General features: G+C 41.1%; 26 protein-coding genes, 1 riboswitch and 1 other annotated feature. Of the genes, 18 read left to right on the forward strand and 8 right to left on the reverse strand.

Going from position 1 to position 26457, the window contains the following annotated elements:
- Positions 1–54: 54 nt before the first annotated feature.
- From ACYQ03_RS02125 to ACYQ03_RS02145, 5 genes are read right to left on the reverse strand one after another with little or no spacing between them, the layout of a single operon-like run.
- The gene (locus ACYQ03_RS02125; protein WP_459907267.1) at positions 55–1143 is read right to left on the reverse strand and encodes a GerAB/ArcD/ProY family transporter; all 1089 of its coding nucleotides are present in this window, start codon (positions 1141–1143) and stop codon (positions 55–57) included.
- Positions 1136–2272, reverse strand: coding sequence for a GerAB/ArcD/ProY family transporter (locus tag ACYQ03_RS02130; protein WP_459907269.1), 1137 nt, complete (start codon positions 2270–2272; stop codon positions 1136–1138). Before ACYQ03_RS02130 ends, ACYQ03_RS02125 begins: the two co-directional genes overlap by 8 nt.
- 23 nt (positions 2273–2295) lie before the next feature.
- Positions 2296–2541, reverse strand: a complete 246-nt coding sequence (locus ACYQ03_RS02135) for a hypothetical protein (RefSeq protein ID WP_459907271.1) — start codon at positions 2539–2541, stop codon at positions 2296–2298.
- A gap of 13 nt (positions 2542–2554) precedes the next feature.
- The gene (locus tag ACYQ03_RS02140) at positions 2555–3760 is read right to left on the reverse strand and encodes a Ger(x)C family spore germination protein (RefSeq protein ID WP_459907272.1); all 1206 of its coding nucleotides are present in this window, start codon (positions 3758–3760) and stop codon (positions 2555–2557) included.
- Positions 3761–3772: 12 nt separating this feature from the next.
- Positions 3773–5395, reverse strand: a complete 1623-nt coding sequence (locus ACYQ03_RS02145; protein WP_459907273.1) for a spore germination protein — start codon at positions 5393–5395, stop codon at positions 3773–3775.
- A 165-nt stretch (positions 5396–5560) separates the two neighbouring features.
- Here ACYQ03_RS02145 and ACYQ03_RS02150 point away from each other — a divergent pair, with 165 nt between their 5' ends.
- Both ACYQ03_RS02150 and ACYQ03_RS02155 read left to right on the forward strand, forming a co-directional pair.
- The gene (locus ACYQ03_RS02150) at positions 5561–6625 is read left to right on the forward strand and encodes a GerAB/ArcD/ProY family transporter (RefSeq protein ID WP_459907437.1); all 1065 of its coding nucleotides are present in this window, start codon (positions 5561–5563) and stop codon (positions 6623–6625) included.
- Positions 6626–6764: 139 nt separating this feature from the next.
- Positions 6765–6953: a sigma factor G inhibitor Gin gene (locus ACYQ03_RS02155; protein ID WP_459907274.1), complete on the forward strand. Its 189-nt coding sequence runs from the start codon at positions 6765–6767 to the stop codon at positions 6951–6953.
- Here ACYQ03_RS02155 and ACYQ03_RS02160 read toward each other — a convergent pair.
- Positions 6908–7177, reverse strand: coding sequence for a hypothetical protein (locus tag ACYQ03_RS02160; RefSeq protein WP_459907276.1), 270 nt, complete (start codon positions 7175–7177; stop codon positions 6908–6910). The genes ACYQ03_RS02155 and ACYQ03_RS02160 overlap by 46 nt on opposite strands.
- A 191-nt stretch (positions 7178–7368) precedes the next feature.
- On the opposite strand from ACYQ03_RS02160, the gene ACYQ03_RS02165 reads away from it, so the two are divergent.
- The 6 genes from ACYQ03_RS02165 to rsmI are packed head-to-tail and all read left to right on the forward strand — an operon-like array spanning position 7369 to position 12454.
- Positions 7369–8817 (forward strand): aminotransferase class I/II-fold pyridoxal phosphate-dependent enzyme, encoded by a 1449-nt coding sequence (locus tag ACYQ03_RS02165; RefSeq protein ID WP_459907277.1) that lies wholly within the window; start codon positions 7369–7371, stop codon positions 8815–8817.
- A gap of 6 nt (positions 8818–8823) precedes the next feature.
- Positions 8824–9480 (forward strand): dTMP kinase, encoded by a 657-nt coding sequence (gene tmk, locus ACYQ03_RS02170; RefSeq protein WP_459907278.1) that lies wholly within the window; start codon positions 8824–8826, stop codon positions 9478–9480.
- Positions 9473–10480, forward strand: coding sequence for a DNA polymerase III subunit delta' (holB, locus tag ACYQ03_RS02175; protein WP_459907279.1), 1008 nt, complete (start codon positions 9473–9475; stop codon positions 10478–10480). The genes tmk and holB overlap by 8 nt, the downstream gene beginning before the upstream one ends.
- The gene (locus ACYQ03_RS02180) at positions 10470–11318 is read left to right on the forward strand and encodes a PSP1 domain-containing protein (RefSeq protein ID WP_459907281.1); all 849 of its coding nucleotides are present in this window, start codon (positions 10470–10472) and stop codon (positions 11316–11318) included. The genes holB and ACYQ03_RS02180 overlap by 11 nt, the downstream gene beginning before the upstream one ends.
- On the forward strand, positions 11293–11607 hold the full coding sequence (locus ACYQ03_RS02185) for an initiation-control protein YabA (protein ID WP_459907283.1): 315 nt from the start codon (positions 11293–11295) through the stop codon (positions 11605–11607). The genes ACYQ03_RS02180 and ACYQ03_RS02185 overlap by 26 nt, the downstream gene beginning before the upstream one ends.
- Positions 11597–12454, forward strand: a complete 858-nt coding sequence (gene rsmI, locus ACYQ03_RS02190; RefSeq protein WP_459907284.1) for a 16S rRNA (cytidine(1402)-2'-O)-methyltransferase — start codon at positions 11597–11599, stop codon at positions 12452–12454. The genes ACYQ03_RS02185 and rsmI overlap by 11 nt, the downstream gene beginning before the upstream one ends.
- Positions 12455–12726: 272 nt before the next feature.
- On the opposite strand, the gene ACYQ03_RS02195 is transcribed toward rsmI, so the two are convergent.
- On the reverse strand, positions 12727–12987 hold the full coding sequence (locus tag ACYQ03_RS02195) for an AbrB/MazE/SpoVT family DNA-binding domain-containing protein (RefSeq protein ID WP_459907285.1): 261 nt from the start codon (positions 12985–12987) through the stop codon (positions 12727–12729).
- 177 nt (positions 12988–13164) lie between these two features.
- Positions 13165–13408 (forward strand) — a binding site (T-box leader).
- Positions 13409–13468: 60 nt separating this feature from the next.
- On the opposite strand from ACYQ03_RS02195, the gene metG reads away from it, so the two are divergent.
- Complete coding sequence (gene metG / locus ACYQ03_RS02200; protein ID WP_459907286.1) at positions 13469–15028, forward strand: methionine--tRNA ligase; 1560 nt, start codon at positions 13469–13471, stop codon at positions 15026–15028.
- A gap of 364 nt (positions 15029–15392) precedes the next feature.
- Entirely contained in the window at positions 15393–16178 is a 786-nt protein-coding gene (locus tag ACYQ03_RS02205) for a TatD family hydrolase (RefSeq protein ID WP_459907288.1), read from the forward strand.
- A gap of 62 nt (positions 16179–16240) precedes the next feature.
- On the opposite strand, the gene ACYQ03_RS02210 is transcribed toward ACYQ03_RS02205, so the two are convergent.
- Positions 16241–17296, reverse strand: a complete 1056-nt coding sequence (locus ACYQ03_RS02210) for a hypothetical protein (RefSeq protein ID WP_459907289.1) — start codon at positions 17294–17296, stop codon at positions 16241–16243.
- A 260-nt stretch (positions 17297–17556) separates the two neighbouring features.
- On the opposite strand from ACYQ03_RS02210, the gene ACYQ03_RS02215 reads away from it, so the two are divergent.
- The 8 genes from ACYQ03_RS02215 to ACYQ03_RS02250 all read left to right on the forward strand — a co-directional run bounded on the left by ACYQ03_RS02215 (position 17557) and on the right by ACYQ03_RS02250 (position 26425).
- On the forward strand, positions 17557–18390 hold the full coding sequence (locus ACYQ03_RS02215) for a 3D domain-containing protein (protein ID WP_459907291.1): 834 nt from the start codon (positions 17557–17559) through the stop codon (positions 18388–18390).
- A 184-nt stretch (positions 18391–18574) separates the two neighbouring features.
- Positions 18575–19507 (forward strand): resuscitation-promoting factor, encoded by a 933-nt coding sequence (locus ACYQ03_RS02220; protein ID WP_459907293.1) that lies wholly within the window; start codon positions 18575–18577, stop codon positions 19505–19507.
- 242 nt (positions 19508–19749) lie between these two features.
- The gene (gene rsmA / locus ACYQ03_RS02225) at positions 19750–20631 is read left to right on the forward strand and encodes a 16S rRNA (adenine(1518)-N(6)/adenine(1519)-N(6))-dimethyltransferase RsmA (RefSeq protein WP_459907294.1); all 882 of its coding nucleotides are present in this window, start codon (positions 19750–19752) and stop codon (positions 20629–20631) included.
- A 23-nt stretch (positions 20632–20654) separates the two neighbouring features.
- Positions 20655–21125 carry a ribonuclease H-like YkuK family protein gene (locus tag ACYQ03_RS02230; RefSeq protein ID WP_459907296.1) on the forward strand — a complete coding sequence of 157 codons (471 nt, stop codon included), beginning with the start codon at positions 20655–20657 and terminating at the stop codon, positions 21123–21125.
- Between the two features lie 87 nt (positions 21126–21212).
- A complete protein-coding gene (yabG, locus tag ACYQ03_RS02235) occupies positions 21213–22124 on the forward strand; it encodes a sporulation peptidase YabG (protein WP_459907297.1) in 912 nt (303 codons plus the stop codon).
- A 68-nt stretch (positions 22125–22192) separates the two neighbouring features.
- Positions 22193–23200 (forward strand): chymotrypsin family serine protease, encoded by a 1008-nt coding sequence (locus ACYQ03_RS02240; RefSeq protein WP_459907299.1) that lies wholly within the window; start codon positions 22193–22195, stop codon positions 23198–23200.
- Positions 23201–23397: 197 nt separating this feature from the next.
- A riboswitch (cyclic di-AMP (ydaO/yuaA leader) is annotated at positions 23398–23519 on the forward strand.
- Between the two features lie 5 nt (positions 23520–23524).
- Complete coding sequence (locus tag ACYQ03_RS02245; protein WP_459907300.1) at positions 23525–24508, forward strand: CAP domain-containing protein; 984 nt, start codon at positions 23525–23527, stop codon at positions 24506–24508.
- A 198-nt stretch (positions 24509–24706) separates the two neighbouring features.
- On the forward strand, positions 24707–26425 hold the full coding sequence (locus tag ACYQ03_RS02250; RefSeq protein WP_459907438.1) for a DUF3794 and LysM peptidoglycan-binding domain-containing protein: 1719 nt from the start codon (positions 24707–24709) through the stop codon (positions 26423–26425).
- Positions 26426–26457: the final 32 nt, after the last annotated feature.

The raw sequence follows: 26457 nt of genomic DNA on the forward strand, positions 1-26457 counted from the left end.
CCTTCAGCCGTCGTCTATATTTTGATATTAGTCAGCCCTACAATTAGCTGATACTCAGGGTCTACGACCTTGGACAAGTATCTTTAAGCCTGCGGCTAACCATAGTAGCAACGGAATTCCGTACTCAAATGGAAGAGAGTAAGCTGGCCAGTATACCATATTAAAATTTTGGTGTTCTCCAATTCCTTTAAAGAGAATTATGGCAATACATATTATCAAAGCACCCCCAGGCAATACTAGAGGTCTATAATCATCCATTTCTGCCCAGTGGGCGAAGCCAACAATAAAGGCATAATAGCAGATGTAAAATTTTATGATTGCAAAGATAAACCAGGTCAGGGCAAAGGGAATTAGTAATAGATTACTACCTTGGATAGAGTTAAGGGTTGATACAATGGCCATAACAGAACGTGAGGCTCTTTCTGGGCCTAATATGGTTATTACCTGTAAGAAAATAGAGGTACCTATTAAAGCCGCAAGAAGTTGACCATGAATAAATGACATAGTAGTATGCTGCGAGTCTTTAATTTTGAAAATTATCATCCCAAAGAGTAAGAACTCGCCAACAGGAAAAGAAGACAAGTAAATACTGCCCTTAAGGATAGAAAACCAACCGTTCCCCAGAGGAGGGAGCATATTGCTAAAATCTGCGTTGGGTAGGGTAAAAATCAGTAATATGGCGCTTATTAAAATAGCTAAAAACATCAATAGAGACATTGCTCTACCAGCGGTCTCCAATCCAGCCAAGAGTGCAAAGGCAGTTATTGCAACAACTATGAGATAAACGATAGGGGTAGGAGTTTCCGCAAGCATAGTTAGATTTACGAAATTTCCGATATTCCGTAATACTAGAGCACTTAGGTGAAAAGCGAACCATATGAATAACAGTGCTAAAATTTTTCCTGGTACCCCTAAAATGGCAGCGCTGTATTGAACTAATGATTGACCTGGATACATTTTGTTTAGGGAAGACAGAAAAATTGCTATTGCTATACTTGGTATAAATGCGAATGCAGTACTTAAGAAGGCACCTTGTTTAGCGTACTGAACCAAAATAGTAGGTACTAGTAACATTGATGTCCCAACTCCATAACCAGCTAGTAACAGCAGGTATTGTTGGGAAGAAATATATTCCTTATCCATTTTCATCTCCAGGTATGGTAACACTAGGTTTTTTGTTTTGCTGGCTGTTTAATTTTACTTTATTTTTAGTAATTGCTACCAGCCAAAGCAGTAAGGGGAGGAAAAATGAGGAGAAAATCGCATACACTGGCCATATTACTTGATAAAAAGCAAATGCTTCTACAGAATTATCAAAGCTATAGATCCCCAGTACGATAAATAATGGAGCCGCAGGCAAGAGCAATGGCTTGTAATCAGCTAATTTGGCCCAATGGGCAACGCTGGTAACGAAGGCGTAATAGCATAGAATAAATTGGCAAAGTGAAAATAAGAACCAATTTAAGGTCATAAATGGCAGAACTAAACCACCACCAGTTGTAGCATTAATAGTGGCTGCAATACTATAAATATTGCGAGTAGCACGGTCCGGTCCAAGGGTAACGATTACCCGTCCTATGACTAAAAACATGATGAACATTAAAAAGATAAATCCAATAGAAAGTTTGGCACCTAAGTCACGGGGATACTTAACGTGGTAAATTACCATGCTAAAAAGAATAATAACATCCCCTACTGGTGCAGCTGTAAAATTTAAGCTGGCTCGGATAACCGGTAAGACACCGGCACCTAAGATGGGTAGTAAATTTTCATAGTTAGCATTAAGCATAGAATATACCTGAATAAATAATAAAAGAATAAAGGCAATAAAAACTAAAAAACTAAAGGCTCGAGCCACAGTTTCTAGGCCCAATTTAAGGGCATAAACAGATATAAGGATGGTAAAAAAATAAAGAACTAAACGTGGTGTTTCAAACAGTATAATTGAAGCTATAAAATTTGTTATCTCCCGTAAATTTTGAGCACCCAAATATAAAAAAAACCAGATTGGGATAAGCACCAGGAACTTACCGAATAATCCTAGAATGGAATGACTATATTGTACCAAAGATTGACCTGGGTACATTTTGTTTAAGGAAATCAACAGGCCGATTAGAACAAGACCGGGAACTGCGCTCAGCCAAGGAACTAACCAAGCATCTTGTTTTGCCAGCAAAACGCTAACCGATGGAGCAAGCATTAGGGAAATACCCATCATGGAGCCCATTAGTAAAAATAGACATTGTTTTACAGAAATGTACTCCTTTTCCAAGTGGATCCTCCTACTTGTTTAGTCTACTGTGGGGTGCCCAGTAATGATGTAAGACTTTTTGCCAGTGGTTCAAAGATGAATGCTATTAAATCTGTGGGGTTGGGTAAATTTAAATCTAGGGTGATACCGTAGCTGTAAAGTATAGCAGGAAGTAGCAAAGTAGAAAAAGCTGCTAAATCCCGCCATTTTTTTTGCAGTATTAGCCGTGGAACTTCCAGAAAGATAATCGTCAAAAAGGCTATTGTTATCAAAAATAGGGTAATAAACAATTTTCAGCAACTCCTATTGTTTATGAATTGCGACTGGGTTTGATGTTAACCCTGTGCCCCGTACATTTGCTTCCACAGCTATTTCCACATCCAGATCCTTAAAGATTTCTGGCCATTGCTTAGATAGCTCATTATCCCAGACCTTTGGAAAAGCCCGATGTACAGCAGGGCCAAAGCCTAGCACATCGCTGTTCAGTTCCTGTGCCTTAGTTACTGCTGCAAGAATTTGTTTTTTTACAGTTATTGCTATTTGTGATTCAATTGTTTTAATGAATTTTTCTTCAAGCTTACTGCCAGGAGTCAGCTCACCTATGTTGCCACTTACCTTAACATTTATTTTCATGATTAACTGGCCATCCTGTACAGTGGGTTCCAACTTGCTGCTGCTTTGAAATATCTCAAAGGTAATTCTTTGGTTTTCCATTTTCAATACAAGAAGACCTTGATTAACCTCACCCTGAATCCATAAAAGACCTCTACTCTCAATGTTATTGAACCATCCCACCAGCTTGTCACCATTAAATATAGCAGTATCCATAATTCGTAGTTCCTTAGCCCGTGGGGCCTCTTCACTTGGTAAACTTACCTTGTTCTTTTCTTCCATCAGTCCCTGGTAAAAAGTGACCCCTGCGGTATAGGCTTGGGTTTCGGGGCTACCCAGTTGCTTTATAAAATCACTCAGGTTGGAAATGGCATATTTGGAGTTACGATCTCTTATCTCAATAATATCAGCAAGTATTTGGGCCGGAGGCTGTCGCAAATTACCACTGGCTTGCAGTACGTCCAGTAGATTATCCCGGGCAATCAATACCCAGGCGCTTTGCTTAAACTCTGGATCCCTTTCGATAAAATCCATATATTCACTGAGACCCTCCCGGGCCAATTTTTCAGAGAAAATATAAATCTTATTATGAGACCAGAATAAAGCGTTAGGAGATTTCATTGTCAGATTACGAGTTGCATCAAAAACTGTTTCACCAATACCGTACCAATTATGAAAGGTCTCTTGAGCCATACCACCACCGCCGCTACCACCACCACCAGCTCCAGGGGGCTGGGGGTTGACGGTTTGGGCAATAACAATAAAACTACCATCTTTTCCGCGGTCAAAGCCTCCACCCACCACAATACCGGTTTCTTCTGCTTCCCGCAAATCCCAGCAACCAGTGTTGCTAATCATAATTAAGAGAACTAATATTAAAACCAATTTCTTCTGCAAAATCCCACCTCACTAGTGTTGTTGGTCCGGTGGTTTCGGTTTTTGTTTGTTCCCCAATGACCGTCTATGCTGCTGCACCAATTCCGCTGGGCGCATCCTTCTGCTCCAATGGGGTGCCAATATCAGTGTATCCTTTAAGGCTTGCAGATTAAAGGGTGCCAATGGGCTTAGATAGGGTACGCCAAAACTCCTTAGGGAGCATAAATGTAGTAAGATAGCTAAAAGGCCCACCATAACTCCAAATAGCCCTAGAAAGGCTGCCGAAAGCATTAAAGGGAACCGCAGTATGCGTACGGAAATGCCTAGGTTGTACTGAGGTACGGAAAAGGTGGCAATACCAGTAAAGGCAACCACTATAACCATCAACGGGGAGACAATATTGGCTTGAACAGCTGCTTGTCCAATAATCAGGGCTCCCGCTATGCTGACTGCCTGCCCCACCGGGGCGGGGAGGCGAATTCCTGCTTCACGCAGGACTTCAAAGGCCACTTCCATAAGAATCGCTTCTATAAAGGCGGGAAAAGGAACTCCTTGCCGCGCAGCTGCGATACTGATTAATAATGTAGTAGGAATCATTTCTTGGTGGTAATTGGTAATGGCCACGTATAAAGAGGGTAATACCAGTGCAACCAGGAAGGCAGCGTATCTCAACCAGCGGAGAAGGGTAGGAAAATAGAACTGGTAATAATAATCCTCCGAGGCTTGCAGCAAACTCATAAATTGGCCGGGCACAATTAAGGCGAAAGGTGTATTATCAGTCAAAATAGCTATACGCCCCTCTGCCAAACATCCCACTACCTTATCTGGTCTCTCAGTGACCAGCATCTGTGGAAAGGGTGAGTAGGGATGATCCTGAATCAATTGTTCAATGTAGCCGCTCTCCAGGATAATGTCAATTTCTATATCGCTTAATCTTTTGTTTACTTCTTCTACTAGATCCTCAGATACAATCCCCTTGATATAAACTACAGCGACATTTGTTTGACTTATTTTACCCAACTTTGTATTTTCTACCACTAGGTTAGGTGTAACTAATCTTTTTCTTAGTAGGCTAATATTCACGGAGATATTTTCAATGAAAGCATCCCGGGGGCCCCGTACAGAATTTTCCACAACTGGTTCAGGTATGGCACGTAATTTATAACCCTTGCAACTTAGGATCAAGGCCTTGGGATAACCCTCTATAAATAGTGCAACATCGCCAATTAAAATCTGAGATGTGACAGTATCAAAATTATTGGCTGTATACATTTCAGCCCGGGAGATGAGGCCTCCGTTATCAAGAAGTTTTAACATGGCCGAACCTGTTAATCCCTTTGGATGCGGTTCCAACAGCGGTCGCAAAATATCATTGTCCAATGAACTGGGGTTAATTAGTCCATCCATATAAATTAAGACCCCTGGCAAGGACTGTTCTAGGCCTAAGGTAAAATTTCTTTTAACAAAATCCACATTATGCCCTAGTATTTTTGTGATAGAACTCAAATTTTGCTGGAGAGAGGCTGTGACAGGTAAGCCCACTAACTCCTCTTTGGTATAGACATCATTAAAATCTATTCTGGAGTTCTTCCTTGGACGATTTTCATTACCATTCTTAGAAGAAAATAAAAACTTAAGTTTTTTTAATAAACTCATTTATCTTGCACTCCTAGTAATCCGTGGTAAAAGTAGTATTTTACTAATATCAGAAAAAAATGTAAAAAATATTACCCCTTGTTAAAAAATAGAAAGGTTTACTTGAAGGCTATAATGGTAAAGGTTACTAATAAACCCATAGGGTGGGGAAATAATTTGAAGCAAATGCAAATTTCTAACTGGCAGTTATGCCTTTTAATAATTGGTACCATCACTGTAATGGGACACCTGTATATTGTGCCACTGGTTTTAGATGCTGCAGGAAGGGATGTTTTGATTTCTCTACTAATATCTCTAGTGATGGGAATTGTTTTGGTATTGCTTCTGTCCGGGCTGGCTAGGATTAAACCGCAACATTCCTTAGACCAGATCGCTATTAGTCTTTTTGGTAAACCAGTGGGTAATTTTATTGGTCTTATTTACACTGTCTATTTTCTCTTACCACCTGCACTGGGAATAAGAGGTTTAATGGAGTTTATGAAGACAGCTTTTCTGAATCAAACACCCAAGGGTCTAATTGGGGTTAGTTTCTTGATTCTCTGTTTGTTTGCAGTTAGGTCTGGTTTAGAAAGTATTGTCCGAACCTATGCGATTTTAATGCCAATTTTGATATTTATAGGGATTTTAGCTGCCGTCTTGGCAGCCCCGGACAAAGAATATAATGAATTATTACCCTTATTGGAGCAGGGTATATTACCATCTATGCTCGGCAGTATACCGTTAATTGGTTTGTTGGGGGAACTTGTTGTGCTAGGGAGCCTACATAGTTCAATAAGAAAACCAACTTCAATTTGGAAGTACAATTTAGTGATTGTATTGGTTATCGGAGTTTTATTTATTGGGCCATTAACGGGTCCGGTGGCAATGTTTGGTGAAGGAGGGGTAACTAGATTTGATTATCCAACATATGCTGAAATGAAATTTGGCAGTTACTTAGTAAGTTATCAGTCATTGGCCGTAATTTTGTGGATTTTTGGGAGCTTCGGTCGAATCTCCATTTTTTATTATATCGCCACAGTTACAGCTGCTAGATTACTTAACTTGGCTAGTTACAGGTGGCTAGTAGTACCAACTGGAATGGTTATCTTTCTACTTGCTCATTTTGCCTTTCCGGATCTTTTCACAGTTAAGAAATTCCTAGTGATAAGTTACCCTATCATGGCGTTAATTTTAGGTATTATATTGCCGGCTATACTTTTTATAGGCTTATCAATAAAAAATAAGAATTAAAAATGCCGACGTTTGGTCGGCATAAAATAATCAAAGCACACTATATAACTGCAGGAGCATAAGATAGATTAGCAGAATTAGTCTTCATTTAAAGAAATTTGGTGAAACTAGTATTAGAAGACTGGGCAGGAGGCTAGTGATGAAAGATACACTGAAATGTATATTGTGCCAAACAGATATTTCTGAAAACAACTTTGGCCTTGTAATTTTAGGAAGGTGCATCTGTGCTAATTGTGAACAGGAGATTACTAACCTTTGCTGGGATGATCCTGATTACGATGCCTATAAAAGGGGTCTTAAGAAAATTTGGTGTTTTAAGGAGGCCTGACTTTTGGCAAGGGCCTCTTTCTTTTTTTCTAAGCGGTACTTTCTGTAGGATAATTCGATATCATTTTTTATCTCACGTAGGGTAAAGAGATCAATTCCCGTATTTGTGGCAATTTCTACATCGCTTTGGCCTTCTTTCCAAAGGCGAATTAGTTTAGTGACACTGGTACGATATTTCTTAGACAGAGCCTTTTCATCAATTTGCGGGGATATTTGTTGCCGCATGATTGTGCTCCTTTCCATGGCTTGTGCCAAGTTATTATACTTACCTGGAAAAAGTATTATCTTTATTTTTCCCACCCTCGACAGAGCTATAAGCTTAAACAAATGGTAATTAAAATAGAATCTAAAATAGAAGTTAAAATATGTATGTGATAAAATAAATTGTTAAGACATTTTTATAAGGTATGTGGTTTATGGATCAAAATAGTGCACCCCTTTGGGAAGCAATAGAAAACCAGATCAACTCCATGTCTGTGCAATTTCATATACCTGGTCATAAAAGAGGACAGGCTATACCAGATGAATTTAAAAAAGTGGCTGGCCAAAATATTTTTCTAATGGATTTGACAGAAATTCCGGGACTCGATGATCTACACAACCCTCAGGAAGCGATTGCCGAGGCACAGGCATTGGCAGCAGATTTATATGGTGCAGATAGGAGCTATTTTTTAATCAATGGGACAAGTTGTGGTATAGTTGCACTTATTATGTCCCTCTGTCGCCAAGGGGATAAAATAATTGTTCCCAGAAATGCGCACCGTTCTGTATTATCAGGCTTAGTTATATCTGGGGCAACACCAATTTATTATCAACCTGCCACACTGCCTTATTTTGGCTGCTTGGTTGGTCCTGATCCAGCTCAGATCCAAGATTTGCTGGAAAAACATAAAGAGGTCAAGGCAGTAATGGCAGTCAGCCCAACTTATTATGGGGTGCTTGGTGATGTCACTGATGTTGCTAACATTTGTCACCGGTTTGGGGTGCCATTGCTGGTAGATGAGGCCCACGGATCCCACTTGAGATTTCATCCTCAACTTCCCCCAGATGCTCTAACTAGTGGAGCCGACGCAGTGGTTCAGAGTACTCATAAAACAGGTGGTTCATTAACCCAATCATCAATGCTTCACCTGAAGGAGGAACGAATAGCACCAGGTCTGGTGACTGAAGCTTTGCGTATGGTGCAAAGTACCAGTCCTTCCTATATATTAATGGCATCTTTAGATTTGGCTAGGTTACAAATGGCCAGGCAAGGAAAAGAATTACTTGATTTTACTCTGGCACTAACCCATTGGTGTAGAGAAAAACTTCTATGTATTCCAGGGGTTCGATTATTAAGTGTTGAACATCTAGGGTTACCTGGTGCAAGGTATTTAGATGCTACTCGTTTAACTATTTCCTTGTTGGAAAGGGGGCTTACTGGCTATCAGACTGCGGAGCTTCTCCAGAAAAAATATGGAGTTATTACGGAGATGGCAGATTATGCCAGTGTAGTGGCAATCCTTTCACTGGGTTCCCACTTCGAAGATTGTTCCCGATTAGTGGAAGCTATAGGTCAAATTGTACAGTTAGAGTCCGGAGAACCCTTGGTAATCCCCAAAACAATAGCAATGCCACCTCCAGAGGTGATCTTAAGTCCTAGAGTAGCTTGGCAAAGTTCAAATCAAAGAATTCTCTTGAAGGATTGCCTAGGCCGGATCAGTGGAGAGACAGTGGCGGTTTATCCACCGGGCATCCCGGTAATATGTCCCGGTGAAAAAATTACCGCACAAGTTTTAGAGTATCTATTTGAAGTTAGGGATCAAAATTTAAAAATTCAAGGGCCTGCGGATTCGACATTGAAGAGTTTAAAGGTTGTAATCTAATCTAGTATGGATAGATTTTGGTTACAATGTAGCAAGGAGGTGGCTCATATTTTTATTGTATTTGAAGGCGTGGATGGTTCAGGTAAAAGCACTCAGCTGAACCTTTTAGATAAATACCTTATTCAGAAAGGAATAAAAACCCTGGCCACCCGAGAACCCGGAGGTACTCCTGTGGGAGAAAAAATCCGAGAACTGTTGCTTGACCCAAGTTATACAGAGATCATGGACCGAACAGAAGCTTTGTTATATGCTGCGGCCAGAGCCCAATTGGTTGCTCAGGTGATTCGACCCCGGCTGGAGCAGGGAACCGTAGTTTTATGTGATCGATATATTGATTCTACACTGGCTTATCAAGGTTACGGCAGGGGTATGGATTTACCTTTTTTAAGTAAGATTAATGAGTTGGCCAGTGGTGGATTGGCACCAAATTTAACGGTATTGCTGGATTTATCTCCTGAAGAGGGGTTAGCAAGGTCGCGTAAAGAAAAGATTGCCGACAGGCTTGAGAGCCAATCCTTAACCTTTTATCATAAAGTACGGAGGGGCTACCTGGAATTAGCCCAGCGAAAACCAGAACTCTATTTGGTATTGGATGCACGTCAGAACACAGAACAACTGCACCAAGTTATTTGTGCCCGTATAGGTGGGATAATTGGTGTATAGGCTAAGCAATATTATAGGTCATCAACAGATTATTCAGATGTTAAAAAACTCGGTTCAAAGACAACGGGTAGCTCATGCCTATTTATTTATGGGTCCCCCCGGGATTGGCAAACATACTGTTGCCCAAGGTTTTGCCCAGTTGTTGCTATGTGATACTCCCGGTGCAGGGGTTGTCTGTGGTAATTGCCGCTCTTGCCGTCAAATTGCTGGGGGAAATCACCCTGACTTGCATTTATTAACACCCTCCGGGGCAACAATAAAAATTGAGCAAATTAGAGAATTGCAGCGGCAGGTTCAATATAAGCCCTTTCAAAGTCAACGACATGTTTTTATACTAGAAAGAGTAGAGGTAATGACTCAGGAGGCAGCCAACTGTTTTTTAAAGACTCTGGAGGAACCAGGGAGTCAAACAGTCTTTATTCTTCTTAGTGACCAACCCTATAGTTTGCTGCCAACCATTGTTTCTCGTTGTCAACAACTTCAGTTTCGTCCCTTGAGTAATCAAGAAATTAGTAAAGGTTTGATCACTCTCTGTAATATGACAGTGGAGCGGGCCCAGTTAATAGCCCCACTGGCAGCTGGGAGCTTAGGCCGTGCCTTGAAGTTAGCAAGGGGAGAGGATCAATGGCCCCTGCGGGCCAAAGCCCTGGTGTGGCTACAGAGACTGCCGCAAATGAGTGAATACCAGGCTTTGCAAGCTGCTGAAGAATTATCTGCTGATCGATATGAAGCTGTAGAGTGTCTAGAAATAATGCTCTTGTGGTTTCGAGATTTATTAGTTTATCATTATACAGGTAAGATAAGTATGCTTAATAATCAAGATAAAATTGACCACCTTACGGCACAAGCAAATTGGTATGTTCCGGCAAAACTGGTGGAAATAATTGAGGAAGTGAAATTGGCTAAGGATAAAATTCTAGCCAATGCTAATACACGCATGACACTAGAGGTAATGATGATGAAAATACACTCCGATGGAGGAAAAGACTATGCCGGTTAGAGTGGTTGGGGTACGCTTTAAAAAAGCTGGAAAAGTATATTATTTTGATCCGGTAGATATTAGCATAAACAAGGGAGAGCACGTTGTAGTGGAGACCACAAGGGGCATCGAATATGGGGAAGTTGTGGTTGACCCAAAGGATGTTGCAGATGAAGAGGTTGTTGCACCATTAAAACAAGTTCTTCGCAAAGCTACACTAGAGGATGATCTACAGGTAACTGCAAACAGGGAAAAAGAGCAAAAGGCTTACGAAGTGGCTCTGGAAAAGATAGCCTTACATCAACTGCCGATGAAATTAATTAGTGTAGAGCAGACCTTTGATGGTAATAAAATTATCTTTTATTTTACGGCAGATGGCAGAATTGATTTCCGCGAATTAGTAAAGGACTTAGCGGCTGTCTTTCGTACTCGAATAGAACTACGCCAAATCGGTGTACGTGATGAAGCTAAAATGGTAGGCGGCTTAGGGTGCTGTGGTCGTGAACTCTGCTGTGCTTCTTGGCTGGCAGATTTCGCCCCAGTATCCATACGGATGGCTAAGGAGCAGAACCTATCTTTAAATCCCACCAAGATCTCTGGTATTTGTGGTCGTCTAATGTGTTGCTTAAAATACGAAAATGATGTCTATGAAGAGGCCAAGGCCGATTACCCTGAGATAGGTACCCAAGTGGTGGTAGCAGAGGGTGAAGGAAAAATTATAGCGGTAAATATTTTTAGAAAGACTGTGAGCGTAGAATTGCAGGAGAGCAAGGTTGTTCGGGAATATCCATTAAATGAATTGAAAATAAAAAAAGGCCGAGGTGAATGCAACTGTGGCTGCCCTGCCCGGCAGGATTAATCGATTAGAACAGGCACTGCGTCAAATATGTGATGAAGTGGATCGCTTAAAACAAGATATAAAGGAGCTTGAGGATGAAAATGCCCGTTTAAGACGGGAACTAGCAGGTCTTTATCTAGAAGACGGACAAGTAGTAAATACCCAGAAAAAACCTGGGGCGAGAAACCTTTGGGATTTATATGATAAAGGTTTCCACATCTGCAATATGTATTTTGGTAAAGGCCGTGAGGGTGAGTGTATCTTTTGTTATGCCTTAATGAACCGAGGAGAAGCACAGGATGGAACATAAAACGATCGGCACTCTATTTCTTTGTGCTACGCCCATTGGTAATTTAGAAGATATTACCCTAAGAGTACTACGAGCTCTTAAAGAGGTGGATTGTATCGCAGCTGAAGATACCCGCCATACACGAAAGCTTTTAAGTCACTTTGATATACACACGCCGTTGATTAGTTACCACTCCCATAGTAGCGAAGGCAAGGAAGAACATTTAATAAACCGATTAAAGAAGGGTGAAAATGTTGCACTGGTTTCAGATGCCGGAATGCCTGGGATTTCTGACCCTGGAGCAGAATTGGTAAAATTAGCTCTAAAAAATGAAATTGCAGTGGTACCATTGCCAGGGCCCTCCGCAGGAATAGCAGCACTGGTAGCTTCAGGGCTTCCTACGCATAAGTTTGTTTTTGAAGGGTTTCTCTCCAACCAGCGAAAAACAAGGCGTAAGCAACTCCAAGTATTAAAATCTGAACAAAGAACCATGATTTTTTATGAATCACCTCATCGTTTAAAAGATACTCTTAAAGATATGCTGCAGGAATTTGGAGATCGACATGGTGTTGTGGCTAGGGAACTAACAAAGGTACACGAGGAATTTAGACGAGGCGTACTTTCTGAATTGCTGGTACACTATGATAATAACCACCCCCGCGGGGAGATTTGTTTGATTGTGGAGGGACTAACGAAGGAAGACCTGAGTCAAGAGGTGGAGGATCAATGGTCTGATACCTCCATTGCTGAACACCTAGAAGCGCTGATACAGCAGGGGTATTCTAAGAAGGAAGCAATTAAACAGGTAGCTCAATTAAGGGGTCTACCAAAGAGAGAAGTATATGCAGTGGCACATGGGGGGCTTTAGGTTATTCCTTTGGGGTCTAGCTATTAGCCATTAGTCCTTAGACGTTAGCTTTTTTAACTATCAATAACTAAAGTTAACGGCTAGGGAAAAATATTCTGGCAATTCCGGTGGGCTTAATGGAAGAAATTTTAAAATTAATTCTTAATAAAATTGACAATATCGATAGTCGGTTAGATCAAATAGTAATCGACTAGATGATGTAGATAGTAGACTGGATTGTATAGATTAATAATCAAATAAAATCGAGAGGCTACTGGCCTCTCGATTTTGCACTATACAACTTCCTTATTAACACTTTCCCCCATAGCAATAATGCATTCATGACATACCATTTTACCTTTGTAATGGGTAACATCTGAAGCATTACCACAGAATACACAAGCCGGCTCGTATTTGCGCAAAATAATTTTCTCGTTGTCTGCGTAAATTTCTAGGGCATCTTTTTCGTCTATGCCCAGTGTACGGCGCAATTCGATGGGGATAACTACCCTTCCCAGCTCGTCCACTTTACGAACAATACCTGTGGATTTCATTCCGCTCTCCCTCCCTATTATGCAATCGACACGATACCAGAATTTACTACAACTAATCATACCAGTAGTAACCGGAATAGTCAATATTTTACTTTTATTTTTGTAATTTTATGGTATAAAAATTAAAGTTTTAGGGAAAACTTGACATGTAAAATTATGTTTTATAAAATCGTTTTAGTAAAAGCGATGATAGGGATGAGTAAATCGAGGCTACCCTTAAAGAGAGTGGGGAAAGGTGAAAGCCCGCAGGGTAAGAACGATTGAACATGGCCTTGGAGCTGCTGGTTCGAATGGATTTTCCTGTTAGGGCTGGTCGGGGAAGCGCCGTTAATGCTAATTAGTGCATATGCACTTACTAAGGCTGTCACTCAAGGTGGCAGTAAACTAGGGTGGTACCGCGGGTAATAACCTCGCCCCTGCAAGGGAGCGAGGTTTTTATTTTATATGCTGTGTGCCATGAGCCATGGGACTAAATAATAAAATGAGAAGGGATGTTATTAAATTGGCCAATTTTTACATTACTACACCAATATATTATCCCAGCGACAACTTACATATCGGTCATGCCTACACCACTGTTGCTGCAGATGCCATTGCCCGTTACAAGAGGCTAACTGGTTATGATGTATGGTTTTTAACTGGTTCGGATGAACATGGACAAAAAATTGAACGGGCTGCCAAGGCCAAAGGTCAAACGCCTAAAGAGTATGTAGATCATATTGTGGCAGGATTTAAAAGGCTCTGGCAAAGGTTGGATGTAAGTTATAGCGACTTTATTCGAACTACTGATGAGCGTCACCGCAAAGTGGTAGAAAAGTTTTTTCAACAACTTTATGATCAAGGAGATATCTATAAATCCGAATATGAGGGCTGGTACTGTACACCCTGTGAAACTTTCTTTACGGAATTTCAGTTGGCAGAGGGAAAATGTCCTGACTGTCAGAGGGAAGTAGAGAAGGTCCGGGAAGAAAGTTACTTTTTCCGTCAGTCCAAATATGCCGATCGTTGGTTAAAGTTCATTGAAGAAAACCCAGATTTTATTCAACCTGTTTCCCGTCGTAACGAAATGGTAAGTTTTGTAAAACAAGGCTTAGAAGACCTTTGTGTATCAAGAACCACATTTGACTGGGGTATTCAAGTTCCCTTTGATCCAAAACATGTTGTCTATGTTTGGGTAGATGCCCTGACAAATTATATTTCGGCTTTGGGCTATGATACAGATAATGACAGCCTTTACCAAAAATATTGGCCTGCGGATATTCATTTGGTGGGTAAGGACATTGTTCGCTTTCATACTATTATTTGGCCAATTATGCTAATGGCCTTAGATTTACCCTTGCCAAAGAAAGTAATTGGGCATGGATGGTTGCTATTGGATAGCGGCAAAATGTCTAAATCTAAGGGGAATGTAGTAGATCCCCATGTGTTAATTGATAAGTATGGTGTAGATGCAGTGCGTTATTTCCTACTGAGGGAACTTCCCTTTGGTTCTGATGGCTTATATTCTGAGGAAGCTATGGTAAAACGTATCAATACAGATCTAGCCAATGATTACGGCAACCTATTATCCCGTTCTGCTACCATGATGGAAAAATACCAACAGGGTGTATTACAAATGCCCGGAGCCCCAGAGGGGCCTGATGCTGAACTAATCGATTTAGCCACAGCTACACCCAAACTTGTAGAAGAATATATGGAGAAGAGCGAGATTTCTAATGCTATAGCGGCCATTTGGCAGATGGTTGGTAGAGCTAATAAGTACTTAGAAGAGACTGCTCCTTGGACGTTGGCTAAAAACGGTCAGACCGAAAGATTGAATACCGTTTTGTATAATGTGGCGGAAATCATGCGTTTTGCCACGGTTATGATTACGCCCTTTATGCCGAACTTGCCAGCTCGCGTCTGGCCTCAATTGGGCATCGAAGGTAATTCTGAACTTCATACTTGGGAGAGCCTGCGCTGGGGTAAAATACCAGCCGGAACAACCGTTAAACGTGGTGAAGTGCTGTTTCCTCGTATTGATTTGAAGACCTTGGAATAAATCTAGGATGGAATATATACCATGGTTGGTTGGTACCTTTCGTAGGGTAACACTGGCCATGGTATTTTGCCATTAGTCATTAGCTGTTAGCCTCAAAAATAAAACTTATCGCCCATGACACTCAGTAACAAACCCCTATGAAAATGCCTAACTCCCACTGTCACTTCATGACATCTCCCTCTGAGAGGGGGATAATAAAACCTTCTTGAGGAAGGTGGCAGCGAAAACTGACGGAAGGAGTAAAAGTGTATGCACTTTACTAAAATCGTCAGGTTGCTAGCTATAAATGATCAATAATCTATTTTTATTTAAAAGCTAATGGCTAATAGCTAAAGACTAAAAACTAATAGAGGAGGTTTTAAGTTTGCTAATCGATTCCCACGCTCATCTTGATAATGAACGTTTCAATGAAGATCAAACCCAGGTAATTGCTCGTTGTGAAGAAAAGTTAACGGCAGTTATTAATGTAGGCTATGACCTTGTATCTTCTGGTAGATCAGTTAAATTGGCTGATTCATACCCCTTCATTTATGCAGCCGTTGGTATACATCCCCATGATGCAAAGGAAGCTCCAGAAAAGTACTTGGAACAGCTCAGGAAAATGGCGGAACATCCAAAGGTGGTAGCCATAGGGGAAATAGGATTAGATTATTATTATGACTTGTCCCCTAGGGATATCCAAAAAAAAGTTTTTCGGGAGCAATTACAATTGGCAAAGGAATTAAATAAGCCCTTTATTATCCACGATCGTGATGCCCATGGGGATATTATGCAGATATTACGTGAAGAAGCACCTTACCCAGCGGGGGGAGTTATGCATTGTTTTTCCGCCAGTTGGGAAATAGCCCAAGAATGCATGAAACTAGGCTTATATATTTCCCTGGCAGGTCCAGTGACCTTTGCCAACGCTGGTAAGCTAAAGGATATAGCTGAGATAGTTCCCCTGGATCGCTTACTGGTGGAAACTGATTGCCCTTATTTAACACCTGTACCCCACAGGGGTAAGCGTAATGAGCCAGCCTATGTTCAATATGTAGTGGATCATGTGGCAAGGCTAAAAAATATGGATGCCCAAGAACTGGCCCAAAGGGCGGCGGAGAATACTATCCGGCTGTTCGGTTTACCGATAAAACCAATGGCTGACGGCTAATGGCTGTACATGAAAGTTCTTAGCCATCAGCCGTCAGCCTTTTTAAAAAGCAGGGCTAATCTTTAAACAGGGGCAAAGGTTAAATCATCGATGAGTACAGAGCAGGTATTATAGGACTCCGGTGTGAATACAAAGCCAAGCATAGCTGCAGTGGTACCCTCTGGTGCCGTACCAGAAATACTGAATTGTCTGTAGGTATCACTAAGATCTTGGGATCGGATTGTTTGCCTAACCGTATCAATAGGATTACCTGAAGCATCTAGAAAGATGATCTGGGCTAACAGGGTAAAACAACAGGGATCGGCCATTTTTTCTAAGGATCTGGCCCAAAATGTTAATGCATAGGTTTGACCGCCAACAATATCTGGAACATTCCTGGCAAGACTGGCCGGTCTGGTGGGGCAAACACCCAATTCCACCGCTTGCCCAGTTCTGCCACTGGGGTTTGGTCCGACGTTTTCTCCCTGCCAGTTGGTGGGGAGATTTCCTATAAAGTCGTCAAAGGTATCTTGAATACCCAGAGTTGCAGTGGGTTCACAACCATTGGGGAAAATAGATACGAACATTTGGGTATCTTCAACGATCTTTATTAAAAAAGAAACAGTGGCAATTTGTTGGATGCGATTTGATTTGTGTAGATCAAAGTCCACCTGTAGCTCCACATTGCGGAGGTCAATGTCTATATTATTAGGGTGCAAAATAATTAAAGGGGGATTAAGATCTATAACCTTTGTAAAATCAATATCCTCGCCCAGATGGCGCACATCGTCATGCTTATCTACGTAGTAAATTTGTTTGTGTATAGTACCATGAATTCGAACCCCTTTTAGTTCTCTGGGTCCACAAACTGCTTCTCCTACATGCAGGGTAGTTTTAGGGCTATAACAAAAGCTAGGATGGTTATTAGGATAGGCATTTGCCGTACCGCCGGCTGTATCAGGAGCAATCGTTCTTCCGAATATTGGTTCGGCCTCTAGGTCCCGAACCATTACATCGATATGATCTACTTTTTTTGCCTGCTCATCCAGGCAAGTGACGTTTTCAACCGTTACCGATGCCACTACATCGCCGATCACCACTGGTAAATTTACCAATTGGCATACAGTACCGTTAGGCATATACAAAACCTCCTTCTATTCCTCGGGGCCAAGCTCGGCAGGCAAGCATGACCGGCTGGTATAGTATATTCGTGGAATGGTATAAATGGGCGTGTCCCCTTGAAAAAAGCCTTTAGTCATAACTACCCAATGTTTAGGTACTGACAGTTGGAATATATTACCATACAACCCCCTTGAACTGACATATTTTCGTACCTGAAGGAATATATTTATTCTTAAAGGCACTAGAAATGTGTAAAGGGGGTTTCATTATCGGGACGGTGTATAAGCTATGGCAAGATAAGGCCTGTCGGCTCCTCTTAGGGGTACTCTTCACAGGTATAGTATTTATTGTGTATTGCCTCTGCTGTGCGAATTATCTGCTAGTTGTGGTGGATCGTCGGGAGATCCCGGTTATCCATTTCCAGGGGACTGTGGCAGATGCATTGGAAAAAGCACAGGTAACTTTAAGAAGAGCTGACATTGTTGATCCACCCTTGCGTACCGTAGTTAGGGATGATTTGTGTATTCGTGTAACCCGCGTTGATACAGAGGAAGTAACAAATCAAGAATATATTCAGTATGGGATTTTAAAAAAGCCAGACTACAATCTTCAGACAGGGGAACAAAAATTAATAAAGCAAGGTAGATGTGGATTGAGTCGTCAATATATTCAAATAACCTATCAGGATGGCAGAGAGGTTAGGAGAGAGAAGCTAAGAAGCGAGGTTGTAAGAAAACCAGAACCACAGATAATTGCCTATGGCCCCCAAGTTACGGTTTCACGTGGAACCTCTAGGCCAGCAGCGGGAGGAGCAATTCGAAATGCTAATATGCCTAAAAAGGAAAAAGAAATTATAACAGTAGTTTCCACAGCCTATACCCACACTGGCAACCGGACTGCCACTGGCACTTATCCCTCTGAGGGTGTTGTGGCAGTTGATCCAAGGGTGATTCCCCTTGGGACAAAATTATATGTCGAAAACTACGGCTATGCCATTGCTTCAGACACAGGTGGCGACATAAAGGGTAATCGAATCGACGTTTTTTTCAATAACTACAATAAAGCAATAAATTGGGGTAGACGCACTGTAAAGGTTCATATATTAGAATAATTACCATAAATAAAGCCTAAACCTTTATAAAAACTATGCTATCATCTGTTGCTACACAGTGGAATATGTATAAATTTTTGAGAAGGTAAGTTCACCTACTGGGAGAATAGATTCCAATAAGACTTAGGGGTCAGCCTTGAGAGGAAGATTTTCTTATGAGCTGGCACCACTAAGGGGGGAGTCTATGAATTGGTGCCCAGTGGAATGGCCTACTCAATCTCCACGACCTACACTAGCGAGGCTGGAAGCAAAACAGTCCAGTAAAAAAGCTGCCATGGCTGCATTGATCGGTATTTCTTCTTTATTGGTTATGACTTCAGTGGTTCTAGGGTTTGCCCTGTGGTCAAAGACGATAACCATACCTAAAATAATTGATCAAATAGAGAGTTTTATTTGTGAGATGGTTACTGGGGAGATCCCGGTGAACCTTCGGGTTGACGGCAAGCATGATGTAGTTTTTACAAGTAGTAAAGATGTAAAGGGATTGTTGGTAGAACAAAATATCCAGCTCAAGTCGGAAGATCAGGTACTGCCCGCTCTTACAACGTCATTAGAAAAGAACATGGACATTGAGATTATCCGAGTGGAAGTTAAAAAAGAATACCAGCATTATGCAATACCTTTTAAGACTGAACGCATTGCCAACCCTGAAATGGCCCGGGGATTTGTTAAAGAAGTAAAGGGTGGTAAAGAGGGTTTGCAAAGAGAGGTTTGGTCTATTCGATATGAAAATGGTGTAGAAGTAAGTCGTACATGTGAAGTCAGAGAGGAACTAGAAAAACCTGTAAATAGCATTGTTCAATATGGCACTTTAAGTACAGTTAGCCGTGGAGGGCAAAACCTTCGTTTTAGTAGAGCTTTGACCATGTTGGCCACAGGATATTCTTACACTGGAAATAATACTGCTTCAGGTATTCCACCCTGTTCCGGAGTAGCGGCAGTTGACCCTGCAGTTATTCCTCTTGGAACAAGATTATATGTGGAGGGCTATGGAAAAGTCACAGCCCTAGATACTGGAGGGAACATCAAAGGGAATCGCATTGATCTGTTTTATGAAACAGATACTGAAGCCCTTGCTTGGGGTAAAAGGCATACAAGGGTATATGTCCTGGAGTAATGGTAAGAACAACAACTAGTGATAATGTAAGGATGAAAAGGGTCTCTCACGTTTGTTGGGAGGCCTCTTTTAGCCGTTAGCCATTTGCTATTAGCTTTTTTCGCTTGTGGCTAATAGGTCAGTCATGGGCCGGGGGCTTTTGTGCATTTCAGCTAACAGCTAACAGCTAATGCCTTTTGTGATTATCTAATAACGGGGTATAATAACTATAAACTTTGAAATAGATAGGAAGGAAATGAAACTTGCGAGAATTAACATCGCCTTCAGTGGTTAAGGACATTATTAACTCCTACAGATTTAAAATAAGGAAGTCTTTGGGTCAAAACTTTCTAATGGACGCTAATATTATTGATAAGATTGTAAATGCTGCAGATTTGACCCCGGAGGATCTGGTGTTTGAAATAGGGCCTGGTCTTGGCGTGTTAACCCGGCGTCTGGCCTGCTCAGCCGGTAAAGTTATCGCTGTGGAGATTGACCAAAATTTATTGCCCATACTGCAGGAGACCTTGGCAGAATTTGATAATGCTAAAGTTGTTCATGCAGATGCTCTAAAAGTAAATTTTGATCAGATTGCTGCAGAACATACTGCTGGTGCCTTTGGTACTAACGGCAATAGTTTTAATTTGGTAGCGAACCTCCCCTATTACATAACTACACCTATTTTGATGCATTTGTTAACCAGCGGTTTTAATTTTAATCGAATGGTTGTGATGATGCAGAAGGAAGTGGCAGACCGTATGCAAGCTTCCCCTGGAGGTAAGGATTATGGAAGTCTTAGCGTAGCTGTTCAATATTATACTATACCGGAGATCGTAACTAGGGTCCCTAAAACAGTATTTTATCCAGCACCAGATGTTGAATCTGCAGTTATTCGATTAACCAGAAGAAAAAACCCTCCAGTGAATTTGCAAAATGAGGAAATGTTTTTTAAAGTTGTTCGAGCAGCCTTTGGGCAAAGAAGAAAGACTTTGCTAAATTCACTGACTGGATCTGGGTTAGCAGAAAAAGAAGTCTGGCTAGAAATACTGTCAAAAATAGGTGTTGAGCCAACTAGAAGAGGAGAGACGCTGTCCATCGAAGATTTTGCTATGCTAGCAAATACTTTTTACCGTTATCACAAATAGACGGGTAGCTAGTGGAGGAATATATGGATTTTATTAGCCCTTCCAAAGGTAAAATGAACTTTAATGAGATGGTGGGGGATATTTTAAATTATATTAAAAATCTCCCGTGCTCTTCTTATAAGATCGTAGTGGGAACAGATTCGCAGGTTCGCAGTGAAACCTGTTTTGTCACTGCGGTTATTGTTCATCGTAAAGGTAAGGGTGCTAGATATTATTACCATAAAAAGATGCAAAAGAGAATTAACAGTTTGCGTCAAAAAATTTATTATGAAACATCTCTGAGTCTTGAATTGGGAGCAAAGATAACAAATTTATTATTAGAAGGTGGGCTTGAAAATTTATCGGTTGAGATACATATTGATGTGGGAACTCAAGGTGAAACAAAGGATTTAATTAGAGAAGTGGTGGGAATGGTTACTGGTAGTGGGTTTAAGGCAAAAATAAAACCGGATTCCTTTGCTGCCTCCAGTGTGGCTGATAAGTATACTAAGTAATCTTAGCCGTTAGTCATTAGCTATTAGCAAATAATCACAACACGCTTACCCCCAACATAAGATGATAACTAGAAAGGGGGTAAGTCCGTGTCAAAAATTAAAGAGGGCGATATTGTTGCTCGTAGATCCTATGGCAACGATGTTTTTTTTAAGGTTAACAGCGTTTACCGGGGGCCAGACGGTAAAGATTACGCAGTCCTCAAGGGACTGGATATAAGGTTATTTGCTAGTTCGTTAGTAGATGACCTGATTAAAGTGGATGTAAAAGATGTGGCAAAATATTGGACCCAAACTATAAAAAAGAACGAAGAAGTAATGAATCGGGTTATGCAAAGACGCATGGATGAACGCAAAGACCGAATTAAAAGATGTACCGATGGATTATGTATGAATAGGGCTGCTCAATCGGACAAAGGGGACGATAATGACATTGAGGGTTTTGATGTGCCCGGTACAGTACTCCATCTGGACGGAGATAAAGATTATTTAGAATTATGCATGACCACCTATCGAAATCTTTCTATACCAGCTTTCGGGTATGCTATTGATGAAGAGGAACAGCCCAAAAGAGTGCTAGCTCTTCTAGAAAAACATTACCCTGATATTTTAGTACTGACCGGGCATGACGGTTTAAAAAAAGGAGCCAAGGATCTGACTGACGTAAATAATTACCATAACTCAAAATACTTTATTGAGGCCGTAAAAATTGCCCGCACCTTTGAAAAAAGTAGGGATGATTTAGTGATTTTTGCCGGTGCCTGCCAGTCTTGTTATGAAGCTGTCTTAAGTGCTGGTGCCAATTTTGCAAGTTCACCAAAACGGGTATTGATTCATGCCTTTGATCCGGTGTTTGTGGTAGAAAAGATAGCATATACATCAATTCATGATCCAATTGCCATTCGGGATATTATTAAAAGTACCATTACTGGCTTTGATGGTATAGGTGGTGTAGAAACTAGAGGAAAACATCGATTAGGCGTACCTAGAACGGAATATTAAAACCATAGTACCCCTTCCTAAAGTCTAGCATATGATGATCTAGGACATTTTAGGGAGGGATTTCCTTTATGGTAAACTTTTTGAAAGCCGTTGAAAAAGCCAAATGGCGTTTACTAGGTATTAAAAATGTTGTTGGTGTTGGTGTGGGCTATAAACATGTGGGTTTGGAAAGAACGGAACAAAAGGCAATTATTATCTTTGTATCGAAAAAAGAAGGTGCTGAAACTTTAAGTCGTGAGGAACTAGTACCCTATAAAATTAATGGTTTAGAGACAGATGTTATTGAAGTTGGAGAAATACGTTTTTTGGAAGATGATAGAAAAAAGCATGTTAGACCAGCCCGCCCTGGTCTAAGTCTGGGGCACTATCGAGTTACGGCCGGCACCTTTGGAGCAGTGGTAAGGGATCGCACCACTGGTGAACCACTTATCCTTTCGAACAACCATATTTTAGCCAATGCTACGGATGGTAAAGATGGTCGGTCTGCTCCGGGAGACCTAATTTTACAACCTGGTGAATATGACGGTGGAACAAAGAATGACCGAATAGCAACACTATTAAGATATATTCCGATCCAAAAGGGAGAAGCACCTGCTACTTGCCCCATAGCCAATGGGGCATCCCGTATTGCAAACATGTTTGTTCACGCCATCCGGCCCAATTACGATTTGAAATTTTTTAAAAGAGAAGGGGTTGCAAACCATGTGGATTGTGCAGTTGCCCGACCCCTGAATCCAGATATGATTAACGATGATATTATTGGCTTTGGAAAGATACAAGGTGTTGCAGAGGCTAAACCTGGTATGAAGGTATTTAAGAGTGGCAGAACAACAGGAATCACCTCTGGGGTAGTTACTGCCATAGGTACCACGATGCAAGTTAAAATGGATGATAATAATAATGCTTATTTCAGTAACCAAGTAATTTGTGATATGAAATCTCAGGGCGGAGATAGCGGCTCCTTAGTACTTACTGAAGGGAACAGAGCAGTTGGTTTATTGTTCGCAGGGTCCGACCGAGTAACTGTCTTCAATCATATTCAGATGGTGTTAGATAAACTAAATGTTGAGTTTTAGGAAGGAAAGCCCCGCGACGAAGAACGTGGGGCTTTTGTTTCGTGTAAAAAAATGGTATATATGTTTTAAAATGAGTTTACAACCAAAAAAATGTTTGTACACATCTTCTAGCTAATTAAATAATTTATTACCAGGTATTACGACTTTTGTAAAATCAGGTATTTTTATGTATTATTTAGGACAGGCACAGATGCCATGTAACAGAAATGCCGAATCCCTTGAGGTACGGAGGAACCGTTTATGGGGGTGAATCCTTTTAGGTAGGGTTTTCCTTGCCCGAACCCGTCAGCTAACTCCGGAGGCAAAAAGGAAAGGAGAAAAGAAATGCAGTATCGCTTAAAGAATTTTTCTGTGTACCTGGTTACCGTGTTCCTATTTACCCTTATGCTGTCTCTTATGACGGCACAGTCAGCTAGGGCAGCCACCGATGACAGCCAAGAAATGGTTAGGCTGATTAATGAAGCCCGTAGTAAAGCCGGTCTTACAGCACTAATGGTAGACCAGCAGCTTTCACTGCAAGCTGCCAAGAATCTTGAATACTACCAAAGAACCGGTCAGAGTCCCAGTTCAACCATGTTGCTAGATATTGCTAAAAGCGGTGGTTATAGTACCATTGGACAAACTATTGTACGTAGTAATGATGTTGCAACCATGGTGCAAAAGCAGTTAGTATATTATGGCAGCCGCTCAATTTTAAATGCAAAATATAACAGAATTGGGTTAGCTTTTATGGATACTAGCAGTGGTAAGATCTGTGTTCAATTGTTAGGTTATAAACCCATAACTGAACCTATTGAGAAACCAGAGCAACCAGTTCCCCAACCGGAGCCAACTCCTCAGCCTGAGCCGGCGGCTCCACAGCCAGAGCCAGAGCCACAACCAGAGCCACAGCCAGTACCCCAGGAACCTACTTCCTTTATGAATGATTTCCAAAAGCAAGTAGTGAACCTAGTAAATGCTGAACGGGCTAAGTATGGATTGCAGCCTCTGGTAGCTAAAGAAGACTTGACTAAAGTTGCTCAGGCAAAAGCACAGGATATGTACCAGAGCAGGTATTTTTCCCACACTTCTCCTAATTATGGCTCTCCCTTTGATATGATGCGCAAATTTGGTATCAGCTACCTAGCAGCTGGGGAGAATATTGCTATGGGTCAAAAAACCCCGGAGCAAGTTATGCAGGACTGGATGAATAGCTCAGGTCACCGTGCCAATATATTAAATGCTAAATACAATGAAATCGGTGTAGGCGTATATCAAAGCTATAGTGGCTATGGTTATATCTGGGTTCAGGAATTTGCTCGACGGTAATTGTCTATATAAAAACTAATTAGATAATTGGACAACAAAATAGCCTGTACAATGCCTTGTTCCATAAAAGGGAAACGGGAGGAAAAATTTCCTCCCGTTTTTTTGCATTTTCTTAAGGATTGACCACAATTTCAGCACATTTCTCCAGACAATCCAATATATATATTAAGGAGATACCTTGAAAGGAGGCTAAGATTGATGATCATGAGAAAAAGACCCAAGCTAAAGTTCCGACAGAATAATGATGAAAACCAAAATCAACAGTTTGAGACAGAAAGGATCAGGGTCAAGCAGCTCATTGGAGAAAACACTGAACAAAATATTATCCGAGCTACCGTTAAACTACCCTATGGTTACCCGGATATTGAAGAGACTCTTTCCATCGACACAAGAGTAAGATTAAAAAAAGCTGAAGTTATCCCCAATAAGGTCATCGTAGAAGGAAAACTGCGTTTCAGAGTTTTATACACCGCCTTTGAAAAGGATCAGTCTGTTCACTCATTCGATGAAGAGATTGAGTTCACTGATTTTGTTGAGGTGGAAGGTGCTCGGCCGGGTATGGATGCGGAAATTGAATTTGTGGTTGAGGACTTTAGCCTAAAACTAACTCGTGAATGCGAATATGAACTTGTGGCTGTGCTTCAGATTACTGCCAAGGTTACCGAGGATCGTGAAGTTGATGCAGTTATCGAATGTCCCAATGGTTTTACCTGTGAAACAGAAAGAATGAGTTTGGAGCAGGTAGTGGGCAGCAATATCAAACAAATTTTGATAGATGATGAATTTGACATACCTGATGAAAGAGATTTCCTTATTACTGACGTTCTTAAGTGTATGTGCGATGTAGAAATAACTAAGGTTAGAGTTATCAGGAATAAGATACTTTTTGATGGCGAAGTCGATATGGAATGCCTTTATGCAGTTGAGAAAAATGACCATAAGGGAAAACCAGGCCACGGGGAATGGCAAAAGGATAAGCATGGGCATGGATTCGATAAATCAAAGGATGATAAATTTGGTGTTCATTCCTTCGAAAAAACCTTTAAATTTAGTAATTTTGTAGAAGTAGAAGGTGCGGAACAGGGGATGGAAGCCTATGTGGACGCACTGGTAGAATCTTGCAGCCTAGATGTTACTGATGTAACTGACTGCAAGTTATCTCCTCTAATTGTACTCAAAGTCAGAGTGCGTGTAGTAGAAGATAGAGAAGTGGATGTTGTTACTGCCATTGAGGGGGCAGACACTGATACTGTAACACTGGATATGGAAAGTCTAGTGGCTGAAGAGTGTAAACAGGTTATCATTAGGGATGCTAGGGAAATTCCTGCGGGAAAACCCGATGTTGATAAGGTAAGGGAAATTACCGTAGGGGATGTTGAGATCCGGGATGTCGATATCATTCAGGATAAGGTACTCATTAAGGGCACCATTGAATTTGAGATTCTATACATTGCTATGAATGAAAGAAAATCTTTGCATACAATTCACAGGGAAGTTGATTTTAAAACCTTTATCGACGTACCTGGGGCACGTCCAGGCAATGAGGCAGATATTGATGTAGAGGTTGAATGGGCTAATGTAAAACTAGAAAGAGATTGTGAACTCTTGATTGAAGCGGTATTAAATGTATGTGCTAGGGTAACCGAAACTGTGGAGCAAGACGTAGTTATTGGTTTTACCCCTAGACCTACTGTGCCGCCCACAACAGAACCCCCAACCACAGAGCCCCCGAGTACACCCTGTGTTCCTGGAACAACCTTTAACTATACCATTGCCAGAGGAGATACTTTAGCAAAACTTGCGCAACGTTATGGAACTACCGTACAGGCAATTCTAGCCGCCAACCCACAAATCACGAACCCCAACGTTTTGAATGTGGGGGATGTTATTAGGATTCCTTGCGAAGCAAAGGGTTAAATATAACTCTTATTAAATTTAAGGAGGTAGTC

Source organism: Desulfotomaculum defluvii (genome assembly GCF_054657375.1).

What these genes read in the sequence shown, in the direction of transcription:
- ACYQ03_RS02145 (WP_459907273.1), bottom strand. Translation starts at nt 5,395, where the DNA reads ATGAGTTTATTAAAAAAACTTAAGTTTTTATTTTCTTCTAAGAATGGT.
- ACYQ03_RS02125 (WP_459907267.1), bottom strand. Translation starts at nt 1,143, where the DNA reads ATGGATAAGGAATATATTTCTTCCCAACAATACCTGCTGTTACTAGCT.
- metG (WP_459907286.1), top strand. Translation starts at nt 13,469, where the DNA reads ATGAGAAGGGATGTTATTAAATTGGCCAATTTTTACATTACTACACCA.
- ACYQ03_RS02160 (WP_459907276.1), bottom strand. Translation starts at nt 7,177, where the DNA reads ATGCGGCAACAAATATCCCCGCAAATTGATGAAAAGGCTCTGTCTAAG.
- ACYQ03_RS02155 (WP_459907274.1), top strand. Translation starts at nt 6,765, where the DNA reads ATGAAAGATACACTGAAATGTATATTGTGCCAAACAGATATTTCTGAA.
- ACYQ03_RS02195 (WP_459907285.1), bottom strand. Translation starts at nt 12,987, where the DNA reads ATGAAATCCACAGGTATTGTTCGTAAAGTGGACGAGCTGGGAAGGGTA.
- ACYQ03_RS02240 (WP_459907299.1), top strand. Translation starts at nt 22,193, where the DNA reads ATGGTAAACTTTTTGAAAGCCGTTGAAAAAGCCAAATGGCGTTTACTA.
- ACYQ03_RS02250 (WP_459907438.1), top strand. Translation starts at nt 24,707, where the DNA reads ATGATCATGAGAAAAAGACCCAAGCTAAAGTTCCGACAGAATAATGAT.
- ACYQ03_RS02150 (WP_459907437.1), top strand. Translation starts at nt 5,561, where the DNA reads ATGCAAATTTCTAACTGGCAGTTATGCCTTTTAATAATTGGTACCATC.
- ACYQ03_RS02245 (WP_459907300.1), top strand. Translation starts at nt 23,525, where the DNA reads ATGCAGTATCGCTTAAAGAATTTTTCTGTGTACCTGGTTACCGTGTTC.
- rsmI (WP_459907284.1), top strand. Translation starts at nt 11,597, where the DNA reads ATGGAACATAAAACGATCGGCACTCTATTTCTTTGTGCTACGCCCATT.
- ACYQ03_RS02210 (WP_459907289.1), bottom strand. Translation starts at nt 17,296, where the DNA reads ATGCCTAACGGTACTGTATGCCAATTGGTAAATTTACCAGTGGTGATC.
- ACYQ03_RS02180 (WP_459907281.1), top strand. Translation starts at nt 10,470, where the DNA reads ATGCCGGTTAGAGTGGTTGGGGTACGCTTTAAAAAAGCTGGAAAAGTA.
- ACYQ03_RS02230 (WP_459907296.1), top strand. Translation starts at nt 20,655, where the DNA reads ATGGATTTTATTAGCCCTTCCAAAGGTAAAATGAACTTTAATGAGATG.
- ACYQ03_RS02220 (WP_459907293.1), top strand. Translation starts at nt 18,575, where the DNA reads ATGAATTGGTGCCCAGTGGAATGGCCTACTCAATCTCCACGACCTACA.
- tmk (WP_459907278.1), top strand. Translation starts at nt 8,824, where the DNA reads ATGGATAGATTTTGGTTACAATGTAGCAAGGAGGTGGCTCATATTTTT.
- ACYQ03_RS02165 (WP_459907277.1), top strand. Translation starts at nt 7,369, where the DNA reads ATGGATCAAAATAGTGCACCCCTTTGGGAAGCAATAGAAAACCAGATC.